Below are 25,864 nucleotides of genomic sequence, written 5' to 3' on the forward strand. Positions count from 1 at the left end.
CCTCGGGCCTGACCCGAGGGGACTGCACTTGCGGGGTCCGGCCAAGTCAAGAGCCCTCGGGTCGAGCCCGAGGGTGACGGCCTGTGAGCGGGGCACAACCTTGCCCCGCCCACTGGCCCGGTATCACACGAAGCGGTTGATCAGGTTCTCGAGATATTCCTGCTGGCCCGAACGGGGCTGCGGGTTGATGTTCTCGGCTTCCACCCAGGCGGCGATCTCGGCGAGCGAGCGCTCGCCCTTGAGCATGGCCTGGGCGCCCTTCTGCTGCCAGCCGGCATAGCGCTCGTCGACAATCTTGTCGTAGGTGCCGTCGTCGATAATGGCCTGCGCCGCCTTGAGCGAGCGGGCCAGAACATCAAGACCGCCGATGTGACCAAGCAACAGGTCAGCCGGATCAAGCGACTGACGCCGCACGCGGGCGTCGAAGTTGAAGCCGCCCTGGCCCAGACCACCGTTCTTGAGGATCTGGTAGAAGGCCAGCGTCATCTCGGGGACATTGTTGGGGAACTGGTCAGTATCCCAGCCGGACTGGATGTCGTTGCGGTTGGCGTCGACCGAGCCGAGCATGCCCAGCGAGGCAGCGACGGCCAGCTCGTGCTCGAAGGAGTGGTTGGCGAGGAAGGCATGGCCCACTTCGATATTGCACTTCACCTTCTTGTCGAGATCATACTTCTTGAGGAAGCCATAGACCGTGGCGACGTCGAAGTCATACTGGTGCTTGGAGGGTTCCTGCGGCTTGGGTTCGATCAGGATCTGACCCTTGAAGCCGATCTTTTCGGCATGCTCGATCACCAGATGGATGAAGCGGGCCATCTGGTCCTGCTCCTGGCCGATCTTGGTGTTGAGCAGGGTCTCATAGCCCTCGCGACCGCCCCAGAGCACATAGTTCTCGCCGCCCAGTTCATGGGTCAGCTCGAGCACGTTCTTCACCTGCGCGGCAGCATAGGCGAACACTTCCGGATCGGGATTGGTGGCGGCGCCGGCCATATAGCGGCGGTTGGAGAACAGGTTCGCCGTGCCCCAGAGCAGCTTGGTGCGGCTCGATTGCATCTTCTTGGCGAAGATGTCGCCGATCACGCGGACGTTCTTGTTGGATTCGGCGATCGAGGCGCCCTCGGGGGCGATATCGGCGTCGTGGAAGCAGAAGAAGGGAGCATCGAGCAGGTCGAAGAACTCAAACGCCACGTCGGCCTTGAGCTTGGCGCCTTCGAGGCCCTTGTCATACCAGGGGCGATCAAAGGTGCGGCCGCCAAAAGGGTCGCCGCCCTCATAGGCAAAGGTGTGCCAATAGGCGATGGCCGGGCGGATATGGTCTTCCATGCGCTTGCCGGCGACCAGTTCGTCCTTGTTGTAGTGACGATAGGCCAGCGGATTGGTGCTGTTGGCACCCTCGAACTTTACCGGCGAAATGCCCTTGAAAAAATCAGTCACGAACGTGCCTCCTCGATGGCGGGGTAGAGCGCGCGGTAGCGCGCATATTGATCGGAATAGGCGGCCGACAGCGAACGGTCGGGCGCAATGGTCTTGGCGATGGGCGGCATGGTCATGACGCCCGCGGGGTCAGCGCCTTCGGCGGCGCAGAGCCCCAGCCGGGCCGCGCCCAGCGCCCCGCCGAAATCGCCGTCCTCGGGCAGAGCGATTTCCATGTCCAGATTGGTGGCGATCATCTTGAGCCACAGTGCCGATTTGCTGCCGCCCCCCACCGCCAACAGGCGATCGATGCGGGTGCCGGCGTCCTGCAGCACGCGCTGGCTGTCGCGGAAGGCAAAGGTCACGCCTTCCATCACCGCCTGGGCGAGCTTCGCCGGATCGGAGAGATGGCTGAGGCCCACAAAGGAACCGCGCGCGCCGGCATTGTTGTGCGGCGTGCGTTCACCCGAGAGGTACGGCAGGAAAATTTCCTCGCCCGGCCCGGTGAATTGGGCTTCGGCGGCGCCCGAGAGCGCGGCCTGCTTCTGGCCGGTGATGCGCGACAGCCAGTTCAGCGAATCGGTAGCCGAGAGAATGACGCCCATCTGGTGCCAGGTGTCGGGCACGGCATGGCAGAAGGCATGCACGGCACCCTTAGTATTGGGGCGGAAGCGGTCGTTGGAGACAAACAGCACGCCCGAGGTGCCCAGCGAGACAAAGCCCTCGCCAGGCCGGATGGCGCCGATGCCACAGGCTGCCGCGGCATTGTCGCCGGCGCCGCCGGCCACCACCACATTGGCGTCCATGCCCCAGCGCTGGGCGAATTCGCGCTTGAGCGCGCCCGAGGGGGCCGAGCCTTCGACCAGGCGCGGCATGTGGCTGCGATTGAGGCCGGTCACGGCCAGCAGTTCGTCAGACCAGTCGCGCTTGCCGACATCGAGCCAGAGCGTGCCGGCGGCGTCGGACATGTCCTCGACATGTTCGCCCGTCAGCAGCAGGCGCACATAGGCCTTGGGTAGCAGGACCTTGGCGATGCGGGCAAAGATCTCGGGCTCATGCTTGCGCACCCAGGCGATCTTGGGCGCGGTAAAGCCCGGCATGGCGATATTGCCGGCAATATCGCGCAGGGTCGGGAGCGCGGCTTCCATCTCGCGGCACTCGGCAGCCGAGCGGCCGTCGTTCCAGAGGATACAGGGGCGCAGCACCTGGTCGTTCTTGTCGAGCAGGGTCGCGCCATGCATGTGGCCCGAGAGGCCAATGCCGCGCACGCTGGCCAGCTCGGTGGGGTGCGACTTGGACAGCGCATCGATGGCCGCCAGGGTCGCCGTCCACCAGTCGGCCGGGTTCTGCTCGGACCAGCCGGGGTGCGGACGCACCGGCTCAACGGCGGCGGCCGTGGCTTCGCCCAGGGCGCGGCCGTGCTCGTCGATCAGCAGCGCCTTGACGCCCGATGTGCCGATATCAATGCCGAGATAGGTCATGAGGCACGTACCTCATGAGCAGGAAAGTCAAACATCGGAACGTCCTCCCGACCCGATTTTCGGGTCCCGCCGGTTTTGTGAATGGCGTCTTGTTAGCGCAGATTGTCGCGCAGGAAAATCCCGATTTCAATGGGGTCGGCAACAACTATGCGATTGTCGCCCAGCGCCAGGGTCCTGGCGGCGGCCAAGGCGGCGCGGATTTCCCCATCCGGATTCTGGTCGAGCACCACGTCGATGGCCCCCGATTTGAGTCCACGCCGGGTCGGTTCGGTCAGCTCATGGGCGATGACGCGGATGGCGCCACCGCGCCCGGAGGCCTCAAGGGCGGCGACGAGGCCGGCATTGCCGGCGCCCAGATTATAGATGCCGCCCAGGTCCGGATGGCGCTTGAGCAGATCGCCGACGATCGCCTCCGTCTCGCTGCGCTCGTCATGCCCCTCGATGGGACCAAGCAGGGTGATGCCGGCAAATTCGGCCTCCAGCGCGGCGCGGAAGCCGGCGAGGCGATCGATATGGTCGGCCAGATGCAGCGAGCCGGCGATCACCGCCACCGTGCCACCGTGCGGCAGAAAACGCCCCATCAGCGAGGCGGCGGTGCGGCCGGCGGCGACATTGTCGATGCCGATGAACAGCCGCCGCTGCGTGCCGGGCAGGTCCGACACCAGGGTCATCACCGCCACGCCGCGCCGGCTGGCCGCATCGACCGCCGCCACCACGGCCGGCTCCTGGCTGGCCACGATGATGGCGCAGTCGCAGTCATGCGGATTAAGCGCGTCAAGGCTCGCGGCCAGCGCTGCGCCGTCGAGCGCCCGCACCCGGCGGGTCTGGATATGCATGCGCTCGGCCAGGGCCTGGTCGGCGCGGGCGCTGACCGCATCGGCAAGGCTCGCCATGAATTCATTGGACCCATCGGGGATGATGAAAGTCAGGCGCAGATCGCGGCCGCGCGCCAAAAGCGAAGCCGAGAGATCACGCTGGAAACCGATGGCGGCGATGGCGGCAGCGACCTTTTCGGCCGTGGCGGCGCGCACCCCGGCCCGGCCATTGAGCACGCGGTCAACAGTGGCCAGCGATACCCCCGCCGCGCGCGCCACATCATGCACCGTCGCGCGCCGTTTCACTTCGATCTCGTTCACGCTGGGTCCCCGGCCGTCCTGCCCCAAGCTTCTGCACCCACCCCCAAAAGGTCAAGTGCGACGTTGCAGACGACCGACAAAGCAGGGTAGACCACTGCGCAAAACTCAGGGGGATACGCCATCATGGCCATCGCGGTTTCAACTTTCGGCGACGTCAACGGCAAGCGGGTGGACCAGTTCCGGCTGGTCAGCAACACCGGCGTGAGCGTGGATATCATCGGCTATGGCGTGGCCGTGCGCGATTGGCGCGTGCCGGTGGCCGGCGGCGAACGCACCGTGGTGCTGGGCTTTGACGGGCTTGAAGCCTATGTCGAGCACAGCCCGCATTTTGGCGCCCTGGCCGGCCGCGTGGCCAACCGCATCAAGAATTCGTCCTTCGATCTCAATGGCAAGACCTATCAGCTGCCGCCCAATGCCGGGTCGCTGCATCTGCATGGCGGCACCGAGGGCCTGGGCCGCCAGGTGTGGGACGGGCAGGTGGACGAAGCCAACAATGCGGTGCGCTTCACCTTTTTCAGCCCCGATGGCGCCATGGGCTATCCCGGCAATGTCAATTTTGCCGCCACCTATTCGCTCAAGGGCAACAAGCTGCGCCTCGAGCTCAATGCCACCACCGATGCGGCGACGCCGATCAGCCTGGTGCAGCACCAGTATTTCAACCTGGGCACGGGCGATGACGTGCTGGACCATTCCATCCAGGTCAATTCCAGCGCCTATACCGAATTGGGCGAGGATCTGGCGCCGACCGGCGCCATTCTGCCATCGCGCGGCACGCAGTATGATCTGCGCCATGCGCGCACCATGCGCGACGCGGCCGGCAATGCAGTGGCCTATGACATCGGCATGGTGCTCGACACCGGCCGCAAGACCAGCGAGCCGGTGGCAACCGTCGTTGGCCCCGACAAGGCGCTGACGCTCAAGCTGTGGACCGACCGGCCGGGCCTTCAGGTCTACAATGGCGTGTGGACCGATATTCCGGTGCCGGGCCTTGGTGGCAAAACCTATGGCAAGCATTCGGGCCTGTGCCTGGAAGACCAGGCCTTTGCCGATGCCGTGCACAATCCGCATTTCCCCAATGTGATTTGCACGCCCGACCGCGCCTATCACCACTGGTGCGATATCGAAATCGCCTGACGTCACCTGAAGTCAGGCCTGAGGGCTGCTGCCGTCAACCGTCAGCAGCCCGTGTGAGACTGCTCCCCTGACCAGCAGGGGAGCGGGCCATGGCCCAAAGACCAATCGGTTCGGACGATCCGCCGTCAGGGGCCGCCGCTGCTAGGCTGCGGCAAGGCCTTGGCGGCGCCCGGGGAATCTGGCATTCCGGTTTTGTTCAGGGGAGCCAGGCATGGACAAGACCGAGCGGCTATTTGCCGTCATGGATGCGCTGCGACGCCATCGCCAGCCCGTTACGGCGGCCAAGCTGGCCGAGGAACAGGGCGTTTCCGTCCGCACCATGTATCGCGACGTGCAGACCCTGGTGGGGCTGGGCGCGCCCATCGATGGCGAAGCCGGGGTTGGCTATATGCTGAAACCCGGCTTCTTCCTGCCGCCGCTGATGTTTACGCCCGAAGAGCTTGAAGCCCTGGTGCTGGGCGCCCGCTGGGTGGGGGCGCAGCCCGATGACGGGCTGGGCGCCGCGGCCAAGAATGCCCTGGCCAAGATTGCCACCGCCTCGCCCGAGGATCTGCGCGATCGCATCAATGACACGGGTCTTTGGCCGGTGGCCGTCTGGGGCGCCAATATGCGTCCGCCCATGCCGGTTTTGGGTCAGGTCCGGCTGGCCATGCGCACCGAAAAGGCCGTGCGCATCAGCTATGAAGACGAGGCCGGCACGCCGTCGGAACGCACCATCTGGCCGGTGCAACTGGCCTATTACGAGGGCAAGCAGACCATCGCCGCCTGGTGCTGCCTGCGCCAGGCCTTCCGCAATTTCCGCACCGACCGCATCGTAGCGCTCAGCGTCACCGAAGAGCGCTATGGCAAGCGCCGCGCCGTGCTGGAAAAGCTATGGCGCGAGAGCTGGGACCACAATCCCTAAAGCGTTTCCCTCATAAGTAGATTTGCGGCTCCTTCGCCTCCCTCCCCCTTGAGGGGAGGGAGCGAGGGAGGGGGTCTCTCAGTGGCCCTCGGAACGACCCCCACCCCAACCCTCCCCTCAAGAGCTTGCACTCGGGCGCGCCGAGGCGCGACCCGGGTGGGGAGGGGGCGACAGAGCCGGGTCAATCTGAACATGAAACGATCTAGCCAATCCGCCCATAAAGGCTTTCTGGCCGATTGGTCGGGTCCAGCGCGAAGCGGTGATCGGCCGGCGGATGGGCACGCTGGCCGCATTCCAGCCGCGGGCAGATGCGGCAGCCCACGCCGATGGGCACCAGCTGGCTATCGCCCGTGAGGTCCATGCCGTCCGAATAGATCATCTCGCGGGCATGGTGGATGGCGCAGCCCAGGCCGATGGACATGTAGCGGCGCGGCGCATTGTAGCGATAGTCGCCCTTGGCAATGGTGCGGGCGATGCAGAAATAGCGCTGCCCGTCCGGCATCTGGCTGAGCTGGATATTGATGCGTTCCGGCGACAGGAACGCCGCATAGACATTCCAGCGCGGGCAGGCGCCGGAATGGCGCGGGATGTGGATGCCCGAGAGCGAAAAGCGCTTGGAGATATTGCCGGCAATATCGGTGCGCACCAGATGCAGCGGAATGCCGCTGGCCCCGGGCCGCTGCAGCGTGGTCATGCGGTGGCAGACCTGTTCGAAGCTGGCGCCGAAACGGCGCGCGATGCGTTCGATATCATAGCGATAGTCGCGGCAGGCGCGCAGGAACGGCGCATAGGGCATCACCAGCGCCGCGGCCAGATAGGCCGCCAGCACATTGCCCGCCAGCGCCGGGGCGTCGCCCTCGGGCAGGCTTGAGGCGGCAATGATCCCGGCGATCTCGGGGCCCGCCGCGGCCTGTCCCAGATGATGCGCCACCAGGAACAGCGCCGATTCAGGCGGCAGCAGGTCGGACACCAAAAGGCGCTGGCGCGCGGCATCGAACTGGCGCGCGATGCCATGCGGCAGAGAGGCCAGTTGCACCTCCACGCCCATCACATTGAACAGATAGCTGCGCAGCGCCGCCTCAAAGCTGTCGCCCGAGCGGTCGATGTCGGCGCGCATGCGCTCGGCGGCGGCCTCCAGAGTGGGGAAGTGGTTGGCGTTTTCCTGCAGGAAATCGGAAATCGCGTCGGTGGCCAGGTGAAAAGGCTCGGCACCCGGAGCCGCCGGGCTTGCCGTGCCCGGCTTGGTGACGGCGCGATAGCGGTCATAGAGCTTGAGGATGGCGCGGGCGGCGGCGGGATTGGCCTGGGCCAGGTCGCGGATTTCCAGATTAGTGACGTCGCTATCGGCAAAGATGTCGTCGCCAAAGGCCTCCATCAGATCGCCCAGCAGCCGGCCGTCGTCGCTGTCAACCAATTCGCCGGGCTCGACACCGAAATGGCCGGCGATGGCAAACAGCAGCGGCACGGTCACCTTGCGGCGATTGTGCTCGATCAGATTGAGATAGCTGGCCGAAATGCCCAGCGCTGCCGCCAGGTCCGCCTGCGCCAATTTGCGAAGGCGCCGCAGGCGTTTGATCCGGCCGCCGATCTGGCGGTCCCCACTGTCGTTCATGCCAATCCTCCCGGCCCCCAGCTTTACACGCTTTACAGATTCCGCGCTGCGGTCTGTGTAGCGATTTACTGGTTTACAGGGCCATATGCGCTTACTTCTTGCATGTCTCCGCGTTTTGTCAAATCTTTACATCAACAAACGAGGAGATCGGCCATGAGCCCAAACATCAGCGAACGCGAAGAGTACCTGACCATCATCGCACCCACGGCCAGCCAGGCCATGGCGCAGTTCAAGGCCCAGGGCCTGGACACCCAGGGCTATGCCATCACCGGCAAGATCGGCCGGCACCAGTTTTCCCTGGTGGGTGAAGAGGGCAGCACGTCCCTGTTCGCCGGCGACGGCCTGATCGCCGCCACCTTCAGCCGCAAGGTTCTGGCCTAGAGCCCGCGTCCGACGGCCCCGCCGTCGCGCTCCACCTGAAGCGGTCCAACCCGCCGCATGTTCCACGTGAATCAGCGCCAGCGCCGGCCCGCCGGACCGGCGCAGCCATGCCCAAACACAACAATTCCCAATGAGGAGGACATCCGAAATGCTCGACAAGCCCCTGTTCCCGACCCCCGATTATGCGCCCGACCGCTGGCGCAATATTGCCCGCACCTATAGCCAGGCCGATGTGGCGCGGCTGTCCGGCTCGCTGCCCATCCGCCACACCCTGGCCGAAAATGGCGCGCGACGCCTGTGGGAGCTGCTGCACAGCGAGGATTTTGTCCCCACGCTGGGCACCTTCACCGGCAATCAGGCGGTGCAGCAGGTCAAGGCCGGGCTCAAGGCAATCTATCTCAGCGGCTGGCAGGTGGCGGCCGATGCCAATAGCTCGGGTAATATGTATCCCGACCAGAGCCTTTATCCGGTCGACAGCGTGCCCTCGGTGGTCAAGCGCATCAACAAGGCGCTGCAGCGCGCCGACCAGATCCAGACCATGGAGCAGGCCGAAGGCATCGCCACCACCGATCACGATTTCTTCGTGCCCATCATTGCCGATGCTGAAGCCGGCTTTGGCGGTGCGCTCAATGCCTTTGAGCTGATGAAGGCCATGATCGAGGCCGGCGCCGCCGCCGTGCATTTCGAGGACCAATTGGCCAGCGAGAAGAAGTGCGGCCATCTGGGCGGCAAGGTGCTGGTGCCCACCAGCCAGTTCATCCGCACGCTCAATGCGGCGCGGCTGGCGGCCGATGTGATGGGCGTGCCGACGCTGATCATGGCGCGCACCGATGCGGAAGCGGCGCGGCTGATCACCTCCGATATCGATCCCTATGACGCGCCCTTCGTCACCGACGAGCGCACGCCCGAGGGCTTTTACAAGCTCAAGGGCGGCATCGACGCGGCCATTGCCCGCGGCATTGCCTATGCGCCCTATGCCGATCTGATCTGGTGCGAAACCAGCAAGCCTGACCTGGCCGAGGCCAAAAAGTTCGCCGAAGCCGTGCGCAAGGCGCATCCCGAGCAGATGCTGGCCTATAATTGCTCGCCGAGCTTTAACTGGGCCAAGCATATGGATGAGACGGCCATGGCCAGCTTCCAGCGCGAGATCGCGGCAATGGGCTACAAATACCAGTTCATCACGCTGGCCGGTTTCCACAATCTGAGCCTGACCACTTTCGAGCTGGCCCGGGCCTACAAGCAGGATGGCATGGCGGGCTATTCGCGGCTGCAGCAGGCCGAGTTCGCCGCCGAGGCACACGGCTTTTCGGCCGTGCGGCACCAGCGCGAAGTGGGCACCAGCTATTTCGACGCGGTGTCCATGGCGGTCAGCGAGGGGCGCAGCGCGACCACGGCGATGGGCGAATCCACCGAAACGGCGCAGTTCCACTAATCCCAGCCCCGGTCGTGCCGCCCGTAAGGGCGGCGCGACCCCTAGATCAAGGGCAGTGCGGCGTGGACCCAGCCCAGCGCCAGCGCGGCCAGCCACACCACATGCAGCAGGGCAATGGCCCAGGTGGTGGCGACAAAGGCTGGCTTGACCGTCTTGTGGCGGTAGAGCTCCTGCGCCGCCAGGCCGCCAATAGTGCCAAAGCACAGATCGACCAAATGCAGATTGGTCTCGCTGACGCGCCAGCGGCCGCTCAGGGCATAGAATTTGTCAAACCGATAGAGCAGGGCGGAGGCGGTCCCCATCAGCGCATAGGTGGCGCCCAGCCAGAGGGGTGCGTGCTGGGCCATCATGGCCAGCAGCAGCAGCAGTGTCATCATGGTGGCCGCCACCACCCGCAGGCCGATGGTGAAGCGGGACATGGCCTGCGGCGGCCGGGTGACATCGCGCATGCTGCGGTCCGGCACCGGTTCGGCGGCTGGTGTGACGGTGATGTCGCTGGCCGCCGGGCGCCCCTTGCGACCGGTGACAAGCCCGAATTCGAGCGTATCGCCAATTCGCGGGCGCGGCTGATCGGTTTTCAGCTTGGATATATGGACATAGAAGTCATTGCCGGCGCTGTCGCGAACAAAGCCGAAGCCGGCATTGTTGTTCCATTGCACCAATTTGCCGGATCTACGCATTATGGCCCGAAACTGTACCTGACAGTCTGGTTCCGGCCGAAGCAGATTCGGCAGAACGTCTACTGGCCTTGCGATAGTTTAGATTGCCAGCATTGGCAATCTGATACGTTGCAGCTGCGCCCTTGCCGACAGAAATGTGATCGGGGTCGCTGGCCGGTCCAGCACGTGGCGATTCACGTGAAACATTTGTCCACAGACTTATGCACAGGCCCAAGGCCTAGTGCCCGCTTGCCATGGGCAGGCGATAGCTCAGCGCCTCGGCGATCTGCGGCCGGCTGACCCGCTCCACTCCGGCCAGATCGGCCAGGGTGCGCGCCACCTTGAGCACGCGATGATAGGCGCGGGCGGAGAGGTTGAAGCGTTCCGCCGCCGCCAGCAGCAGCGCCTGGCTCTCCTTGTCCGGATTGACCACCTGTTCGATCAGGGTGGGGCCTGCGGCAGCATTGGTGAAGACGGTGTTGGCGCCCAGCGCCGCATAGCGCGCCTTCTGCCGGTCGCGCGCCTGGGCCACCCGCTGGGCGACGCTGGCCGAGCTTTCCGCCGTGGTGGCCGGGCCGATCATATCGGCCGCGCTCACTGCCGGAACATCGATGCGGATATCGATGCGGTCCATGAACGGGCCCGAGACCCGGCCCTGATACTCGCTGGCGCAGGCGTCGCCGCGTCTGCAGGTGTGGCCCGGGGTTCCGGCCAGGCCGCATTTGCAAGGGTTCATCGCCGCCACCAGCTGCACGCGGCTGGGGTAGCTCACCCGCGCATTGGCCCGGGCGATCACGGTTTCCCCCGATTCGAGCGGCTGGCGCAGGCTGTCGAGCACGGCGGGGGCAAATTCGGGCAGTTCATCAAGGAACAGCACGCCATTGTGCGCCAGGCTGACCTCGCCCGGCCGCACCCGCAGACCACCGCCCACCAGCGCCGCCATGGAGGCGGAATGATGCGGCGCGCGGAACGGCCGGCGATCGGAAATGGCGCCGCCGACCAGCTCGCCGGCAATGGACTGGATCATCGAGATATCGAGCAGTTCGCGCGCATCGAGCGGCGGCAAGATTGAGGGGAGGCGCGACGCCAGCATGGATTTGCCGGCGCCCGGCGGGCCGATCATCAAAAGGTTATGTCCACCGGCCGCCGCCACTTCCAGCGCCCGCCGCGCCACCAATTGGCCGCGCACTTCGCTGAGGTCCGGCAGGCTGGTGCTGGCGATATGGCGGCGCGGCTGCGGCCGGGCCGCGCGCTGATGGCCGGTCAGGTGATTGGCCAGGGCCAATAGGCTATCGGCCGCAATGATATCGAGCTCTTCGCCGGCCCAGGCCGCTTCGGGGCCTGATTGCGCCGGGCAGATCAGCCCGAGCTCGCGCCCCTGGGCGGCAATGGCGGCGGGCAGCACGCCCCCGACATGGGCCAGGCGCCCATCCAGACCCAGTTCTCCCAGCACCAGATAGCCGTCGAGCGCATCCTGGGGAATGGCGCCGATGGCTGCCATAATGCCCAGGGCGATGGGCAGGTCATAATGGCTGCCTTCCTTGGGCAGGTCGGCGGGCGCCAGGTTCACCGTGATGCGCCGAGGCGGCAGGCCGAGGCCGGAGGCCACCAGCGCGGCGCGCACGCGCTCGCCACTCTCCTTCACCGCCTTGTCTGGCAGGCCAACCAGGATGAACTTGGCCGCGCCGGGCGCAATCTGCACCTGAACGTCCACGGGTACCGCCTCAATACCCTGAAACGCGACAGTGGGGACACGCGTGACCATGTCTTTATCCTCAAGCCTGGGGCCAGCTTAGCAAAGCCGGCGCGGGGCAACAAGAACGTAGCGCGAACGCAATACGGCGCGTTAACCATGGCGATTGCCACACTGGTTAACCTAAGCACCCGTTAACCGCGCCATGTTGAATCAATGGCTGAGTTTTGTGCGCAGAGTTTGTTATCCATGCCTTTCAGCCGGCCATCCTTTCGTTTCTCCACGCTCGCCAAGGCCGCCGTTTCGGCGCTGCTGGTCGGTGTGCTGGTGGCCTGTTCCTCGGGTGGCGGGCTCTATGGCCCCATCCAGGGCGATGCCCGGCCGCATTCGGGCGTGGACCGGGCGCGCACCATGCCCATCCAGGGCATCGATGTGGCGCGCTATCAGGAAAACATCGATTTCCGCACCACCTTCCAGTCGGGCATCCACTTCGTGTTCATGAAGGCCACGGAAGGCAAGGACTATGTCGACCCCAATTTCCGCGCCAATTGGGTGCGGGCGCGCGAAGCCGGCATGCCGCGCGGCGCCTATCACTTCATGACCTGGTGCTCGCTGGCCTCCGAACAGGCCGCTTGGTTCGTCGCCAATGTGCCCGATGATGCCGATGCGCTGCCGCCGGTGCTCGATCTGGAGTGGAACAATCACTCCTCGTGCAAGACCAAGCCGAACCGCGCCGATGCGCTGGAAAAGATCCGCGTCATGCTCGAGGCCATGGAACGCCACACCGGCAAGCTGCCCATCATCTATACCGACATGAACTTCCACCGCGATGTGCTGGAGGGCGAGTATTTCCCCAATGCCTTCTGGCTGCGTTCGACAGCGGCCGAGCCGCATGAGCGCTATCGCAACCGCACCTGGACGTTCTGGCAGTGGACGCAGACCGGGCTGGTGCGCGGCGTCAAGGGCCAGGTGGACCGCAATGCCTTCTTCGGCAGCCAGAATGACTGGCTGGCATTCCTGCAGACCGGCTGTGACCCGCGCGCCATTGCTGCGCTGGCGCCGACGGGCCGCTGCGTGCCTGCAAAATAAGGGTTTTCCGGCGCTCTGAGGCCCTGCCGGGCCTTGCCAGCGCCGGGACGCAGGCATAGCCTGACCCGTGTAATCGATCCGGGCCAGGGGGTCCGGAGGCAGGAGGACGTGAGATGGCCAAGGGTCAGATGCGCAGCAATAAAGAGGCCAAGAAGCCGAAAAAGGACAAGGTTGAGATCGCCAAGCCGATCACCGGTCTGGGCGCCGGCAGCTCGGGCAATACCGGCAAGAAATAGTCCAATCGGATTGAGACACAGGAGGGCGGTCGACAGGGGTCGGCCGCCTTTTGCTTGCGCTGGTGCTAGCGTGTCCCGGCAACGGCCAGGGACCAGGGGGCTGGCGCGACCGCGGCCGCAGCATTGCCGCCGCTGGCCGCCATCATGGCGATGATCACCAGGCACAGAACTGCCGCGACGCGCATGTGGCGTTCCTCCTTCGCCAGATCCTGGCCCAGGTTTGCGCCGTCGATGGCTGGGGGTCAACGCCGCCGTTAAGATGTGCTTAACGGTAAAAATTTACCCGATGGTCACGAACACGGGCGGCCACGAACACGGGCGCCTCAGCCGGTCAGCACGCCGCTGGCCTTGACGCCGTCAAAGACGAATTGCACGGCCAGCGCGGCTAGCAGAATGCCGATGACGCGCGACACCACGGCCAGGCCGGTCACGCCCAGCAGGCGCTGGATCGGGATGGCGACCAGCAGCGTCAGCCAGGCCAGGAACAGGATCACCACAATGGCCACCAGCACGGCCCAGAACTCGAGATCGGTCTTGGTGCCGGTGGTGAGCAGGATCACCGCGCTGATGGCGCCGGGGCCGGCCAGGAGCGGCATAGCCAGGGGGAAGACGGCAATATCGTCGCGCGAGCGCGCCTCCACCTCTTCCTGATCGGTGATGTCGGTGCCGCCCGAATGGCGGGCAAACACCATGTCGATGGCGATCAGGAACAGCAGCAGGCCACCGGCGGTGCGCAGCGCCGGAATGGTGATGCCGAACACTTCCAGGATTGCGCTGCCCAGCACGGCAAACAGCAGCAGGATCAACGCGGCGATGATCACCCCGCGGGTGGCAAAGGCAAAGCGCTGCTTGGCGGTGTTGTGCTTGGTCAGCGCGGCAAAGATAAAGGCAATGTCGGCCACGCCCACAGTGGCAAACAGTGTCGCAAAGGCGACCAGGAATGTCGTGGTGGGCATGGCTGGGTCTCCGGTTTCTCCAAGCTGTACGGCATTTGTCGCGCCAGGCCAACCTTGCCAGGATCAGCCTGCCCCCCTAGGCTTGCGGCCAGTTGTCCGGAGCCTGCACGATGCGCGACCTGTCCGAAATTCGCGGCATCCTGTTCGACAAGGATGGCACGCTCATCGATTTCAATCGGACGTGGTTCGGCGTTGTGATGGCGCTGGCGCGCGCAGCGCGGCCCGGCGACGAGAACGGGGCTCGCGACCTGGTCGCGCTGGGCGGCTATGATTGGGCGGCACAACGCTTTCGCAGCGGCTCGGCAGTCGCGGCGGGGACCAATGCCGACATCGTCGATGTCTTTTACCCCGACCTTGTGGGTGAGGATCGAACAGCCAGGATCGCAGACTTCAATGCGTTCACGACCATCGAGGGGGCCAGGCGCGCGGTGGCGATTCCCGGTCTTGCTCCCGCCCTCGAACACCTGTCCGCCAGTGGCCTGCTGCTCGGCATCGCTACCAATGACAGCGAAGCCGGCGCCCGCGCCACGGCCGGCGCGCTTGGGCTCAGCGGGCTGTTCCACAGCATTATCGGCTATGATTCGGTGACGCAGCCCAAGCCCTGGCCCGACCAGCTCGAGCTGTTCGCGGCGCGGACCGGCCTTCCGGCCCGGGCGATCGCCATGGTGGGCGACAACACTCATGATCTGGACATGGCTCATGCGGCCGGGGCGGGGCTGGCAATCGGGGTGTTGTCCGGCAACAGCACGCGGGGTGAACTGGAAGCGCGGGCCGACATCATCATCGACAGCATTGCCGACCTGCCAGCGCTGCTGTCCGGCGACTAGAGCATGCGCGCGCCCGTGGCCAGTGCCGCCAGGGCCAATAGCCCCAGGGCATCGAGCCAGCCGCGCGAGCGCACCAGCCAGGCGGGGCGGGGGCGCGAGCTGGGCAGGAAGCGCAGCAGCCACACCGCGCCATAGAGCACCCAGACGGCAAAGAAGGCCACCATCAGCAGATCGGCCCAACCGGAGCGGTTGAAGCCCACCATGATGCGCGTGATGCCGGCGCCGGCCAGCACCAGCAGCAGATAGGCGCCCAGCACAATGGCCGAATCGCGCCAGTAGCGCAGCGTCAGCCGCTCATCGACGGGCAGGCTGCTGCGCCAGCGGCGCAGCAGGAACCAGCCGATACCAGCCGCCAAGGCCGTCAGCGCCAGCCACATCAGGCGCGGCGCTTTTCGATGGCGTCCCAGATCATGACGGCAATGTCGGGCCCGCCGAAGCGCTTGATTTCGCGGATGCCGGTGGGGGAGGTGACATTGATCTCGGTGAGATAGTCGCCGATGACGTCGATGCCGACAAAGATCATGCCGCGTTCTTTCAGCGCCGGGGCGATGGTGGCGCAGATTTCGCGCTCGCGGGCGGTCAGTTCGCTCAGTTCGGGGCGGCCGCCGACATGCATATTGCTGCGCGCCTCGCCATCGGCGGGAATGCGGTTGAGGCCCGCCACCGGCTCGCCATCGATGATGATGATCCGCTTGTCGCCCTTGCGCACATCGGGCAGGTATTTCTGGATCATGAAGGGTTCGCGGTAATTGCTCTCGAACAGCTCGAGCAGACTTGCCAGGTTATGGTCGCCTTCCTGGATGAAGAAGACGCCGGCGCCGCCATTGCCATAGAGCGGCTTGACGATGATGTTGCCATGCTCCTTGCGGAAGTCATGGATCATGGCGCGGTCGCGCGTCACCAGCGTGGGCGGCATCAGCTCGGGGAAGTCGGTGACCAGGATCTTTTCGGGCGCATTGCGCACGGCGGCCGGCGGATTGACCACCAGCACCTTGGGATGCAGCTTTTCGAGCAGATGGGTGATGGTGATGTAGTTCATGTCAAAGGGCGGATCCTGGCGCATATGGATCACGTCCTGGGTCGACAGATCGACGCGGCGCGCCTCGCCGAGGCTGAAGTGCTCGCCCTTGGGCTTGTCGAAGACGGTGATGGGCTGGGCCAGCGCCGAGACCGTGTGGCCGCGCAGCGCCAGCGTGTCGGGCGTATAATGCAGCAGCGCATGGCCACGCGCCTGGGCTTCCAGCATCATGGCAAAGGTGGAATCGCCGCGCGGGTTGATCGTGGCAACATGGTCCATCTGGACCGCGACTTTGAGCGTCATGGTGTCTCTCAATTGGCGTCGAAGGCGTTGATGACATGGCGCGGCCAGTGGCCCGGCGCAAGGAAAATCACATCGAAGCGGCAGGGCCAGTCGGCCAGCCTGGGGTGGCGCGCCTGCCAGATGGCGGCAGCGCGCAGGATGCGGGCCTGGTTGACCGCTTCGAGCGCCGTGGCTTCGTCGCTGGCGCGCGCCCGGGTCTTGACCTCGACGAACACAATGGTGCCGAAGCGTTCGGCGATCAGGTCAATCTCGCCCACAGGCGTTTTGTAGCGCCGGGCCAAGAGGCGATAGAGCTTGGCGCGCAGCAGCCAGGCGGCCAGCATTTCGCCGCGGTGGCCGCCGCGATAGGCGGCAAGGCGGCTGTTACCGGGCTTGCTATTGCTGGGCCTTGAGGGCGAGGGCGGCATCATAGACATCCTTGCGCTTGAGGCCGAAGCGGGCCGTCACCGCATCGACGGCGACCCGCAGGGGCTGGGTGTTCATCTCGGCCAGCAGCGCCGCCTGCCAGTCAGCTTCATCAGGCTGGGCCGCTTCGGCGGCGCCGGCCACCACGATCACCGCCTCGCCCTTGGTTTCGGCATCGGCGAACTGGGCGGCCAGTTCGGCCAGGGTTCCGCGCATGACGCGTTCGAAGCGCTTGGTGAGTTCGAGCGCCACGGCGGCCTGGCGGTCGCCCCAGAGTTCGGCCATGGCCGCCAGCGTATCGTCGAGCCGGCGCGGGCTTTCGTAGAACACCAGCGTTTCACGTGAATCGCTGAGCGCCTTGATGGCATTGGCCCGGGCGCCGGCCTTGGGTGGCAGAAAGCCGTGGAAGGCAAAGGCGTCGGTGGGGAGGCCCGCCGTGACCAACGCCGAGAGCAGCGCCGAGGCGCCGGGGATAGGATAGACCGGCTGGCCGGCTTCAGCCAGCGCGCGGATCAGCGGAAAGCCGGGGTCGGACAACAGCGGCGTGCCGGCGTCGGAGATCAGCGCCAGGCTCTGTCCGGCGGCGATGCGCGCGACGATATCGTCGGCCTTGGCGCGTTCATTGTGCTCATGCAGGGCAATGCGCCGCGCCTTGATGCCATAGTGGTCAAGCAGGCGGGCGGACATGCGCGTGTCTTCGCACAGGATCGCATCGGCGGCGGCCAGAGTCTCGAGCGCGCGGATGGTGATGTCGCGCAGATTGCCGATGGGCGTCGCCACCACATAGAGCCCGGGCGCCAGCGGCGGGGCGGCAAAGGCGCTGCCAAAGATAAAGTAGCTTGGAGCTGCATCGGCCATGCGCGGCGGGTTCCTGCATTGAGACTTGGTTAAGCAATTGTCGCCAGAGTGTTAACACATCGCTCACACATTGGGACCACGGGTAAGGTGTATTGGCATGGCCGGTTACGGCATAGCACGGGCACTGGCGGGCGTGGCGCTGTTTGTGCTGGCGGGCTGCTCGCCCATCCAGCTGGGCTCCCGCACCATTGATTTTGGCGGCGGCGCGCGGCCCCCGGGCACGCTGACCCCGGCCAATGCGCCCCAGGCCTCCACCATGCAACCGCTGCAACCAACCAGCGGGCAGCAGAGTTTCGGCCATGGGCCGGTGCAGGTGGCGCTGCTGCTGCCGTTGTCGGGCGATCCGGGATTGGCCAGCGTCGGCCGGGCCATGGCCAATGGCAGCCAGCTGGCGATGAGCTTTATCGAGGCCAATCCCAATATCGCCGAGAACACCACCATCACGCTTTATGACACCGGCGGCTCAGTGGCGGGCGCCACCAATGCGGTCAACGCCGCGGCGCAGCAGGGGGCCAAGCTGATCCTGGGCCCGCTCAAGGGCGATGAAGTCACCGCCGCCGGCGCGGTGGCCCGCTCCAACGGTTTGCCCCTCATCGGTTTTTCCAACAATGCCAGCGCGGCCGGGCCGGGGGTCTATCTGCTAAGCGTCCTGCCCGAGACCGAGATGAGACGGGCGCTGCGCTACCTCAAGGCCAATGGCCGGCGCGGCGTGGCCGGGGCCTTTCCCAATACGGCCTATGGCCAGGCGCAGCAGACCGCCTTCCGCCAGCAGGCCATTGCCGCGGGCTTTTCGCCCTCGGCGGTCTATAGTTTTTCCGATGCCAGCGAGGCCAAGGGCATTATCAATCAGGCCAAGCCCTTGATCGACAAGGGGCTGATCGACAGCTTCTTCCTGCCCGACCGGCTCAGCGCCCCGACATTCGCGACGCTTCTGGCCCAGGCCGGGGTCAAGCCCGATGACGTGATGATTGTCGGCTCCGCCGACTGGCAGGGCGATCCCGCCATCACCAGCACGGCGGCGCTGGCCGGCGCGATCTATCCAGGGGTGGATGATGCGGGCCTCAAGGCGATTTCGCTCGATTACCAGGCCCGCTTCGGCAGCCCGCCGCATGCACTGACCACCATCGCCTATACCGCGACGATCCTGGCCAATGCCAAGCCGTTGTCGCTGGCCAGCCCGCCCTATAATCCGGCGATCATGACAGCGCCGACGGGCTTTAATGGCCGGGACGGCATGTTCCGCTTCAACAGCGATGGCCGCGCCGACTATGCCCTGGCCATCAAGCGGGTGACCCCGGCTGGAGCCCAACAGGTCGAACCGGCCGCCCTTTAGGCGGCGAGGTCCGCGACCACGGCGTCGAGCACGGGCCAGCCGCGGTCGGTGACGCGGATATTGCCATTGGGCAGGGTCTCGACAAAGCCATAGCCCTTGAGCGCATCGATCTGGCGCGGCGAGATCTGGCGGCCCGAGAGCGCGCTGAAGCGGGCGGGCGAAATGCCCTCCTTGAGCCGCAGGCCCATGACGAGGAACTCGTCGCCCTGTTCTTCCCAGGTGAGAACATCGTCCACCACCATGCCATGGCCCTTGGCCTGCACCTGCTTCTGCCATTCAAAGGGCAGTTTCTCGGCAGCGGTGGCGTGGCGCTGGTTGTTGATCATCAGCCGGCCATGGGCGCCCGGCCCGATGCCGGCATATTCGCCATAGCGCCAATAGAGCATGTTGTGCGTGCTCTCCTGGCCCGGGCGGGCATGGTTGGAAATCTCATAGGCGGGCAGGCCCGCCGCCGCGGTCAATTCCTGGGTCAGCTCATAGAAATCGGCCGCCAGGTCCTCATCTGGCATGATCAGCTTGCCGGCGCGATGCAGGTCGAAGTAGCGCGTGCCCTGCTCGATGGTCAGCTGGTAAAGGCTGATATGGCCACGTGCCATCCACAGCGCTTCCTTGAGCTCGTCTTCCCAGTCCTCAAGCGTCTGGCGCGGACGGGCATAGATCAGATCAAAGCTCGAGCGCTCGAACACCGACTGGGCGATGCGCACGGCGGCAATGGCTTCGTCCACCGAATGGCGACGGCCCAGTTCGGCCAGCGGCCCTTCGCGCAGCGATTGCACGCCGAGCGACACGCGGTTGACGCCAGCGGTGCGGAAGCCGCGGAAGCGGTCGACCTCAACGCTGGTCGGATTGGCTTCGAGCGTGATTTCGGCGCCGGGCTCGACGGTCCAGTGCCTGGCGATGGCATCGATGATGCGCCCGGTGGCGCTGGGCGACATCAGCGAGGGCGTGCCGCCGCCGAAAAAGATCGACTGCACCACGCGGCCGGGCACCAGCGCAGCCGCCGTGGCGATCTCGCGCTCATAGGCGGCGACATAGCCATCCTCGTCGAACGGCCCGCGATGGACATGGCTGTTGAAGTCGCAATATGGGCATTTGCTGGCGCAGAAGGGCCAGTGCACATAAACCCCGAACAGATCGTTGGGGTTATTTTTCAATCTGGGCCTCGTAGAACTGCGCAAAGGCGCGGGCGCGATGGCTGAGGCCGGGTTCACCGGGCGCCCAGGAATGCTTCATCTCGGCCGGCATCTGGCCAAAGGTGATGTCATAGCCCTTGGGCATGAACACCGGATCATAGCCATGGCCAACGGTGCCGCGCGGCGGCCAGACCAGCGTGCCCTCGACCTTGCCGACATAGAGCACATCGCGGCCATCAGGATGGGCCAGACACATGGTGGCGTTGAACGAGGCGCCTCGAAGGCCGGGCGAGGTGGCATTGGCCGCCTGCAGCGCATCCTCGACCCGCTTCATGGCATGGTCGAAATTGCGCGGCACGCCGGCCCAGTCGGCCGTATAGACGCCGGGATCGCCATTGAGCGCATCAACGCAGAGGCCCGAATCATCGCTGAGTGCCAGCATGCCGGTTGCCTGGGCGGCGGCATGCGCCTTGAGGCGGGCATTTTCGGCAAAGCTGGTGCCGGTTTCTTCGGGCTCAGGCAGGCCAAGTTCGCCCGCCGAAACGATCTCGAGGCCGAAGGGGGCGAAGAGTTCGCGGAATTCCTTGAGCTTGCCGGCATTGTGGGTGGCCAGCACCAGGCGATCGCCGGGACCCAGACGCGGAATGCTCATTTACTGATCCCTTTGGGCTTGGCGTCGAGCGCCCGGGCCACGTCGCGCCACAGCGCGCAGTTTTCCGGCGAGGGCTGGCGCAGGCTGGTGACCGGGCGGGTCGCCGGCTTGGCGGCCGCAAGCTTCTTGAACCAGCCGATCATGCGCCGAGCACCTTGTTCTGCAATGCGGTCAATTCGCCAATGCCCTGTTCAGCGAGGCCCATCAGGCTCTCCAATTCAGCGCGGCTGAAGGGCGCCTGTTCGGCGGTGCCCTGGATCTCGACGAATTTGCCCGCGCCGGTCATGACGAAATTGGCGTCGGTATGGGCTTCGACGTCCTCGAGATAGTCGAGGTCGAGCACGGGCGCGCCGCGATAAATGCCGCAAGACACAGCAGCCACCGAATCACGCAGGGCCTTGCCCTTGGTCAGCTTGCGCTCGTCCATCCAGGCAATGGCATCGGCCAGGGCGACATAGGCGCCGGTGATCGAAGCGGTACGGGTGCCGCCATCGGCCTCGAGCACATCGCAGTCGAGCGTGATCTGGGCTTCACCCAAGAGCTGCATATCGACCACGGCGCGCAGCGAGCGGCCGATCAGGCGCTGGATTTCCTGAGTGCGGCCGGTCTGCTTGCCGGCGGTCGCCTCGCGGCGGGTGCGGCTGCCGGTGGCGCGGGGCAGCATGCCATATTCGGCGGTGACCCAGCCCTGGCCCTTGCCGCGCAGCCAACCGGGAACGCTGGTTTCCACCGACGCCGTCACCAGAACCTTGGTATTGCCAAAGCTGACCAGGCAAGAGCCCTCGGCCTTCATGGAGACATTGCGTTCGATGCTCACGCTGCGCATCTGGTTGGGCTCACGTCCGGACGGGCGCATAGGGTCTCCGACTGCAATTGCTATTAACCGCCTCTTAACCCTCCTCGGTCCGCCTCACAAGCCGCGGGCGCTTGGCGGGAGGCAGCAATGCGCTTAAATGATGCACCACAGTTAAAGCGAACGATTTTAGCAAAACCGCATGAGCAAGCCGTCTGAAGACTTTTTGAGCGTGCTCAACAGCCGGAGCCAGGACATCTTTCGCAAGATTGTCGAGCGCTATCTGGATACCGGCAGCCCGGTGGGCTCACGCGATCTCAGCCGCATGCTGCAGGGCGGGCTGTCGCCGGCCTCGGTGCGCAATGTCATGGCCGATCTGGAAGATCTCGGGCTGATTGCCGCGCCGCATACCTCGGCCGGGCGGGCGCCGACGCAGGAGGGCCTGCGCTTTTTCGTTGATGCCATGCTCGAGGTCGGCGCGGTCAACGAGGCCGAGCGCAGCCAGATTGCCCAATCGATCGAAGGCCAGCGCCGCGGCCAGGTGGAAGACGTGCTCACCGAAGCCAGCCAATTGCTGAGCGGGCTCAGCCAGGGCGCCGGCGTGGTCATTGCCGCCAAGGCGGATCTCGTGCTGCGCCATCTCGAATTCGTGCGACTCGACGCCACCCGCGCCATGGCCATCCTGGTGGGCCAGGACGGGCAGGTGGAAAACCGCATCATGGAGACCCCGGCGGGTCTCACCGCCAGCGCCCTGACCCAGGCCGGCAATTATATCGCCCATCACGTGGTCGGCCGGACGCTCGCCGAAGCGCGCAAGGTGCTGTCCGAGCAGCGCGCCGAACAGCGGGCCGAGCTCGACGAGCTGACGCAGAAACTGGTCGATGCCGGTATTGCCACGCTCGGCCAGGCCTCCGCCGCCAGCCATCCCACGGTGATCGTGCGCGGGCGGGCGAACCTGATCAATGACGCCATGGCGAGCGACGAATTGCTGCGCATGCGCCAGCTGTTCGATGAACTGGAAAGCAAGGATGGGCTCTTGGACCTGCTCGGCGACGCGGAGAAGGCCCAGGGCGTGCGCATCTTCATCGGCTCGGAAAACAAGCTGTTCTCGCTGTCGGGCTCCTCGGTGATTCTGAGCCCCTATAAGGACGCCAATGACAAGGTGGTGGGCGTGCTGGGCGTGATCGGCCCGACCCGGCTCAACTATGCCCGCATCGTGCCAGTGGTCGACTACACCGCCCATGTCATCACCGCCATGATGGCGCGCAAGCGCTAGGGCCGATTCGGCCGCAGGCGTATTCAAGCTGTCATCAAGCTCTGGTCTGTGCAGATGCGAATGATTTGCAACTGATGGGATCGACGGGTGAGCACGGCCAAGACGCAGGGCACGACGGGCCGAATCATCCAGACGCTTGTGGTTCTGGGCATTACCCAGAACATCGGCTGGGGCTCGGTGGGGCTGCTGGCCGTCGTCGCCGGCGATATCGCCGCCGCTCTCAACATGAGCGTGCCGGCAGTGTTTGCCGGCACCACGGTGTTCTACATCGTGATGGGCCTGGCCTCGCCGCTGCTGGCGCGGCCCCTGGCGCGCTGGGGCGCCCGATGGGTCATGCTGGCTGGTTCAGCCCTTGCCGTGCCGGGCTTTGTGCTGCTGTCGATGGCCAGTGGCGCCATCGGCTATTATCTGTGCTGGGCCCTGCTGGGCCTGGCGGGCGCCGCGACGCTCACCACCACATCCCATGTGCTGGTCAATGAAGTGGCCGGCGCCGCCAGCCGCCGGGCCATCGGCGCCCTGATGCTGGTGACGGGCCTGTCGGGCAGTATTTTCTGGCCGGTCTCTGCGCTGGTCTCGGGCAGTGTTGGCTGGCGCGGGCTGTGCCTGGTTCTGGCGGCGTTGATCGGGCTGGTCTCGATCCCGCTCTATGGGCTGGCCCTGCCGCGACGAACGCCGCCAGCGCCGAAGTCGAGCGCCACCGAGCCGGCCAAACCAACCACCCGGCCGGTGCCCGGATCGATCTTTGTCCTGATCACCGGGGCCATTGTGCTCAATGCCATTGTCACCTTTGGCCTGAGTGCCCTGTTTATCGAACTGCTCAAGGCCGAGGGCCTGCCGCCGGGCCAGGCGATCACCTTTGCGTCCATGCTGGGCCTGCTGCAGGTGGGCGCGCGGCTGCTCGACTTTGTCGGCGCCCGCCGCTGGGACGCTATCACCACTGGTATCTTTGCCACTGCAGGGGTCATGCTGGCCTTTGCCCTCTTGCTGCTGGGCCAGGGCACGCCGCTGCTGATCGGCGCCTTTGTGGTGATCTATGGCCTCAGCGCCGGCTCGCTGGCGGTCACGCGCGCCATCATGCCGCTGACCTTCTATGATGGGGCCGATTTTGCCCGGGCCAGCATGCGCATCGCGCTGCCGCTCAATGTGCTGACTGCGCTGGCCGCACCGCTGTTTGCCAGCCTGCTGACCGGGCCGGGGCCGACAGCTCTACTGGCCACAACCATGGGGTTTTGCGGCCTGGCGCTGGTGTTGCTGCTGCTGCTGGCCCGCCGACGCAGCCATGCGCTGGTGCCCGCTGCTGGCTAGCGCCACCGCGGCAACACGGCTTGGGCTTGAAATCGCCCCCATATTGGCCGATATGCGGGGCAAATCCTTTGGCATTTTGCGGAACACAGCAATGATGAGCGACGAAAACGCCGCCTCGGGCGAAACGCCTGAAGTCGAGACCCCGGTCGAAGAGACCATCGAGAGCATTGATCCCACCGCAGCCCTGCGCGTCGAGAACAGCGAGCTCAAGGACCGCGTGCTGCGCACCGTCGCCGAGATGGAAAACCTGCGCAAGCGCACCGAGCGCGAAGTCAGCGACACGCGCACCTATGCCATCGCCGGCTTTGCCCGCGACATGCTGAGCGCCACCGATGCACTGAGCCGCGCCCTGATGATGCTGCCGGCCGAAGCGCGCGAATCAGGCGATGCGACGACCAAAACGCTGATCGAGGGCATCGAGCTGGCCGAGCGCGAAATGCAACGCCTTCTGGCCAAGCATGGCGTCAAGCCGATTGAGGCGCAGGGCGAGAAGTTCGATCCGCACAAGCACCAGGCCATGTTCGAAGTGCCCGATGCCAGCAAGCCCGAGGGCACTGTGGTGCAGGTGGTGCAGGCTGGCTTTGCCATTGGCGACCGCATCCTGCGCCCCGCCATGGTCGGCGTCGCCAAGGGCGGCCCCAGCCACGCCCCGGCCGACGAAGCCGTCGACAAGAGCGTTTGACGGCTGAGCGTCAGCAGCGTTTCACGTGAATCCGCGCTGCGGCGGGCATCTCTCTGATCTGAACAAAGGGCGCCTGTGGTGCCCTTTTTTCTTGGTCAACTTCGCATAGCCTCAGAACCAGCGGTCGCCCACGGTGGCGCCATCTCGCGGCAGGTCGTCCCAGCTGTGCAGGCCATCAAAGCGCTGGATGGGGATGGCCTTGACCGCCTCGGGTTCGGCCAGCCGCACATTGACCGCCATGCGCCGCCGCCCGTCGGGACCGGTGCCGAGCCCGCGCCAATAGGCGATGCAGCCGCAGTGCGGACAGAAGTTGAAGCTCAGGCTCTTGTCGCCGCGCACATAGGTCGTGGTCGGGCCGGAGACGAACACGTCTTCATTTTCATGGCCATAGATCCACAGCGCGCCATAGCGGCGGCAGATGGTGCAGTTGCAGGCGGTGGCCGCATCGGGTGTGCTGTCAAAGCGCCAGTGCACGGCGCCGCAATGGCAGGATCCTTCGATCACCCCAGAATCTCCCGGCTCATGACCCGCTGTACCCCGGCTTCGGCCATGTCGGCCCAGGCGGTGGCGAGGCTGCCATTGCTGTCGATGGCGCGGGTGGCGTCCTCGATGACAGTGACGTCAAAGCCGGCGGCGGCGCCGTCGATGGCGGTCCAGCCGACGCAGAAATCGGTGGCCAGGCCCACCAGATACAGCCGGTCGAGGTCGCGCTCATTGAGATAGCCGGCCAGGCCCGTCAGCGTCTCGCGGTCGGCTTCCTGGAAGCCGGAATAGGAATCAATGGCCCGGTTATAGCCCTTGCGGATGATCAGCTGGCCATGGGGAATATCGAGCCCCGCGGCCAGTTCGGCCCCCGGGCTGTTCCAGGTGCAATGGTCAGGCCAGAGCACCTGCGGGCCATAGGGCAGCTCGATCATCTCGAACGGCGCCTTGCCGGCATGCTGGCTGGCAAAGGAGATGTGATCGGCCGGGTGCCAGTCCTGGGTGAAGATGACCTGAGTGAATTTTTTGGCCAGCGCATTGATCAGCGGCACGATCTCGTCGCCACCGGCGACGCCCAGCCGCCCGCCGGGCAGGAAGTCGTTTTGCACGTCCACCACCACCAGCACGTCGCGGGGCGAAATCTCGATGGTCATGGGCCTGTGTCTCCGCAGGG

At 65.5% G+C, this 25,864-nt stretch carries 28 protein-coding genes; 11 read left to right on the forward strand and 17 right to left on the reverse strand.

Translation table 11 applies throughout. The annotated features are described in order from the left end of the window. Positions 1-123 precede the first annotated feature (123 nt). The 3 genes from xylA to E8M79_RS02905 all read right to left on the reverse strand — a co-directional run bounded on the left by xylA (position 124) and on the right by E8M79_RS02905 (position 4,027). A complete protein-coding gene (xylA, locus tag E8M79_RS02895) occupies positions 124-1,431 on the reverse strand; it encodes a xylose isomerase (RefSeq protein ID WP_137150416.1) in 1,308 nt (435 codons plus the stop codon). Next, entirely contained in the window at positions 1,428-2,891 is a 1,464-nt protein-coding gene (gene xylB / locus E8M79_RS02900; protein ID WP_137150417.1) for a xylulokinase, read from the reverse strand. Before xylB ends, xylA begins: the two co-directional genes overlap by 4 nt. A 92-nt stretch (positions 2,892-2,983) precedes the next feature. Continuing rightward, positions 2,984-4,027 (reverse strand): LacI family DNA-binding transcriptional regulator, encoded by a 1,044-nt coding sequence (locus E8M79_RS02905; RefSeq protein ID WP_205747859.1) that lies wholly within the window; start codon positions 4,025-4,027, stop codon positions 2,984-2,986. A gap of 123 nt (positions 4,028-4,150) precedes the next feature. On the opposite strand from E8M79_RS02905, the gene E8M79_RS02910 reads away from it, so the two are divergent. Beyond that, positions 4,151-5,161: an aldose epimerase family protein gene (locus E8M79_RS02910; RefSeq protein ID WP_137150419.1), complete on the forward strand. Its 1,011-nt coding sequence runs from the start codon at positions 4,151-4,153 to the stop codon at positions 5,159-5,161. A 211-nt stretch (positions 5,162-5,372) separates the two neighbouring features. Next, on the forward strand, positions 5,373-6,065 hold the full coding sequence (locus tag E8M79_RS02915; protein WP_137150420.1) for a YafY family protein: 693 nt from the start codon (positions 5,373-5,375) through the stop codon (positions 6,063-6,065). A gap of 202 nt (positions 6,066-6,267) precedes the next feature. Here the strand turns inward: E8M79_RS02915 and E8M79_RS02920 are convergent, their stop codons facing one another. Further along, a complete protein-coding gene (locus E8M79_RS02920) occupies positions 6,268-7,677 on the reverse strand; it encodes an XRE family transcriptional regulator (RefSeq protein WP_137150421.1) in 1,410 nt (469 codons plus the stop codon). A 153-nt stretch (positions 7,678-7,830) separates the two neighbouring features. Here E8M79_RS02920 and E8M79_RS02925 point away from each other — a divergent pair, with 153 nt between their 5' ends. Continuing rightward, the gene (locus E8M79_RS02925; RefSeq protein ID WP_137150422.1) at positions 7,831-8,058 is read left to right on the forward strand and encodes a hypothetical protein; all 228 of its coding nucleotides are present in this window, start codon (positions 7,831-7,833) and stop codon (positions 8,056-8,058) included. A gap of 148 nt (positions 8,059-8,206) precedes the next feature. After that, entirely contained in the window at positions 8,207-9,490 is a 1,284-nt protein-coding gene (aceA, locus tag E8M79_RS02930) for an isocitrate lyase (RefSeq protein ID WP_137150423.1), read from the forward strand. A 41-nt stretch (positions 9,491-9,531) separates the two neighbouring features. On the opposite strand, the gene E8M79_RS02935 is transcribed toward aceA, so the two are convergent. Next, on the reverse strand, positions 9,532-10,170 hold the full coding sequence (locus E8M79_RS02935) for a DUF1294 domain-containing protein (protein WP_137150424.1): 639 nt from the start codon (positions 10,168-10,170) through the stop codon (positions 9,532-9,534). A 217-nt stretch (positions 10,171-10,387) separates the two neighbouring features. Further along, the gene (locus E8M79_RS02940; RefSeq protein WP_137150425.1) at positions 10,388-11,914 is read right to left on the reverse strand and encodes a YifB family Mg chelatase-like AAA ATPase; all 1,527 of its coding nucleotides are present in this window, start codon (positions 11,912-11,914) and stop codon (positions 10,388-10,390) included. Positions 11,915-12,091: 177 nt separating this feature from the next. Between E8M79_RS02940 and E8M79_RS02945 the strand changes: the two genes are divergently transcribed. Both E8M79_RS02945 and E8M79_RS18640 read left to right on the forward strand, forming a co-directional pair. Continuing rightward, on the forward strand, positions 12,092-12,931 hold the full coding sequence (locus E8M79_RS02945) for a GH25 family lysozyme (protein ID WP_137150426.1): 840 nt from the start codon (positions 12,092-12,094) through the stop codon (positions 12,929-12,931). Positions 12,932-13,044: 113 nt separating this feature from the next. Beyond that, the gene (locus E8M79_RS18640; RefSeq protein WP_282568093.1) at positions 13,045-13,167 is read left to right on the forward strand and encodes a hypothetical protein; all 123 of its coding nucleotides are present in this window, start codon (positions 13,045-13,047) and stop codon (positions 13,165-13,167) included. Between the two features lie 323 nt (positions 13,168-13,490). Here the strand turns inward: E8M79_RS18640 and E8M79_RS02950 are convergent, their stop codons facing one another. After that, a complete protein-coding gene (locus E8M79_RS02950; protein ID WP_137150427.1) occupies positions 13,491-14,123 on the reverse strand; it encodes a MarC family protein in 633 nt (210 codons plus the stop codon). 110 nt (positions 14,124-14,233) lie between these two features. Between E8M79_RS02950 and E8M79_RS02955 the strand changes: the two genes are divergently transcribed. Continuing rightward, on the forward strand, positions 14,234-14,950 hold the full coding sequence (locus tag E8M79_RS02955; protein ID WP_137150428.1) for an HAD family hydrolase: 717 nt from the start codon (positions 14,234-14,236) through the stop codon (positions 14,948-14,950). Here E8M79_RS02955 and E8M79_RS02960 read toward each other — a convergent pair. The 4 genes from E8M79_RS02960 to rsmI are packed head-to-tail and all read right to left on the reverse strand — an operon-like array spanning position 14,947 to position 17,534. Beyond that, positions 14,947-15,327: a hypothetical protein gene (locus E8M79_RS02960; protein ID WP_137150429.1), complete on the reverse strand. Its 381-nt coding sequence runs from the start codon at positions 15,325-15,327 to the stop codon at positions 14,947-14,949. The genes E8M79_RS02955 and E8M79_RS02960 overlap by 4 nt on opposite strands. Next, entirely contained in the window at positions 15,327-16,271 is a 945-nt protein-coding gene (gene gshB / locus E8M79_RS02965) for a glutathione synthase (protein ID WP_137150430.1), read from the reverse strand. Before gshB ends, E8M79_RS02960 begins: the two co-directional genes overlap by 1 nt. An 8-nt stretch (positions 16,272-16,279) precedes the next feature. Beyond that, positions 16,280-16,678, reverse strand: a complete 399-nt coding sequence (locus tag E8M79_RS02970; RefSeq protein ID WP_137150431.1) for a YraN family protein — start codon at positions 16,676-16,678, stop codon at positions 16,280-16,282. Further along, positions 16,647-17,534 (reverse strand): 16S rRNA (cytidine(1402)-2'-O)-methyltransferase, encoded by an 888-nt coding sequence (gene rsmI, locus E8M79_RS02975; RefSeq protein WP_137150432.1) that lies wholly within the window; start codon positions 17,532-17,534, stop codon positions 16,647-16,649. The genes E8M79_RS02970 and rsmI overlap by 32 nt, the downstream gene beginning before the upstream one ends. Positions 17,535-17,631: 97 nt before the next feature. On the opposite strand from rsmI, the gene E8M79_RS02980 reads away from it, so the two are divergent. Then, positions 17,632-18,867 (forward strand): penicillin-binding protein activator, encoded by a 1,236-nt coding sequence (locus tag E8M79_RS02980; protein ID WP_137150433.1) that lies wholly within the window; start codon positions 17,632-17,634, stop codon positions 18,865-18,867. Here the strand turns inward: E8M79_RS02980 and hemW are convergent. From hemW to rph, 4 genes are read right to left on the reverse strand one after another with little or no spacing between them, the layout of a single operon-like run. Continuing rightward, positions 18,864-20,021, reverse strand: coding sequence for a radical SAM family heme chaperone HemW (gene hemW, locus E8M79_RS02985; RefSeq protein WP_137150434.1), 1,158 nt, complete (start codon positions 20,019-20,021; stop codon positions 18,864-18,866). The genes E8M79_RS02980 and hemW overlap by 4 nt on opposite strands. Continuing rightward, entirely contained in the window at positions 20,011-20,652 is a 642-nt protein-coding gene (locus E8M79_RS02990) for a non-canonical purine NTP pyrophosphatase (protein ID WP_137150435.1), read from the reverse strand. The genes hemW and E8M79_RS02990 overlap by 11 nt, the downstream gene beginning before the upstream one ends. Further along, positions 20,649-20,795, reverse strand: a complete 147-nt coding sequence (locus tag E8M79_RS18305) for a hypothetical protein (protein WP_171015678.1) — start codon at positions 20,793-20,795, stop codon at positions 20,649-20,651. Before E8M79_RS18305 ends, E8M79_RS02990 begins: the two co-directional genes overlap by 4 nt. Then, entirely contained in the window at positions 20,792-21,508 is a 717-nt protein-coding gene (gene rph, locus E8M79_RS02995; protein ID WP_137150436.1) for a ribonuclease PH, read from the reverse strand. Before rph ends, E8M79_RS18305 begins: the two co-directional genes overlap by 4 nt. A gap of 139 nt (positions 21,509-21,647) precedes the next feature. On the opposite strand from rph, the gene hrcA reads away from it, so the two are divergent. The 3 genes from hrcA to grpE all read left to right on the forward strand — a co-directional run bounded on the left by hrcA (position 21,648) and on the right by grpE (position 24,708). Continuing rightward, positions 21,648-22,721: a heat-inducible transcriptional repressor HrcA gene (gene hrcA, locus E8M79_RS03000; protein WP_137150437.1), complete on the forward strand. Its 1,074-nt coding sequence runs from the start codon at positions 21,648-21,650 to the stop codon at positions 22,719-22,721. Positions 22,722-22,808: 87 nt separating this feature from the next. Further along, a complete protein-coding gene (locus E8M79_RS03005) occupies positions 22,809-24,026 on the forward strand; it encodes an MFS transporter (protein ID WP_137150438.1) in 1,218 nt (405 codons plus the stop codon). A gap of 94 nt (positions 24,027-24,120) precedes the next feature. Then, positions 24,121-24,708 carry a nucleotide exchange factor GrpE gene (gene grpE / locus E8M79_RS03010; RefSeq protein ID WP_171015720.1) on the forward strand — a complete coding sequence of 196 codons (588 nt, stop codon included), beginning with the start codon at positions 24,121-24,123 and terminating at the stop codon, positions 24,706-24,708. A 111-nt stretch (positions 24,709-24,819) separates the two neighbouring features. Here grpE and E8M79_RS03015 read toward each other — a convergent pair whose 3' ends face one another. Together E8M79_RS03015 and pncA are read right to left on the reverse strand one after the other, a co-directional pair. Next, the gene (locus E8M79_RS03015) at positions 24,820-25,212 is read right to left on the reverse strand and encodes a GFA family protein (RefSeq protein ID WP_137150439.1); all 393 of its coding nucleotides are present in this window, start codon (positions 25,210-25,212) and stop codon (positions 24,820-24,822) included. Then, positions 25,209-25,844, reverse strand: a complete 636-nt coding sequence (gene pncA, locus E8M79_RS03020; protein WP_137150440.1) for a bifunctional nicotinamidase/pyrazinamidase — start codon at positions 25,842-25,844, stop codon at positions 25,209-25,211. Before pncA ends, E8M79_RS03015 begins: the two co-directional genes overlap by 4 nt. Positions 25,845-25,864 lie beyond the last annotated feature (20 nt).

This window comes from Devosia sp. FKR38 (assembly GCF_005222805.1).
In the GTDB taxonomy this organism is placed as follows: Bacteria; Pseudomonadota; Alphaproteobacteria; order Rhizobiales; family Devosiaceae; genus Devosia.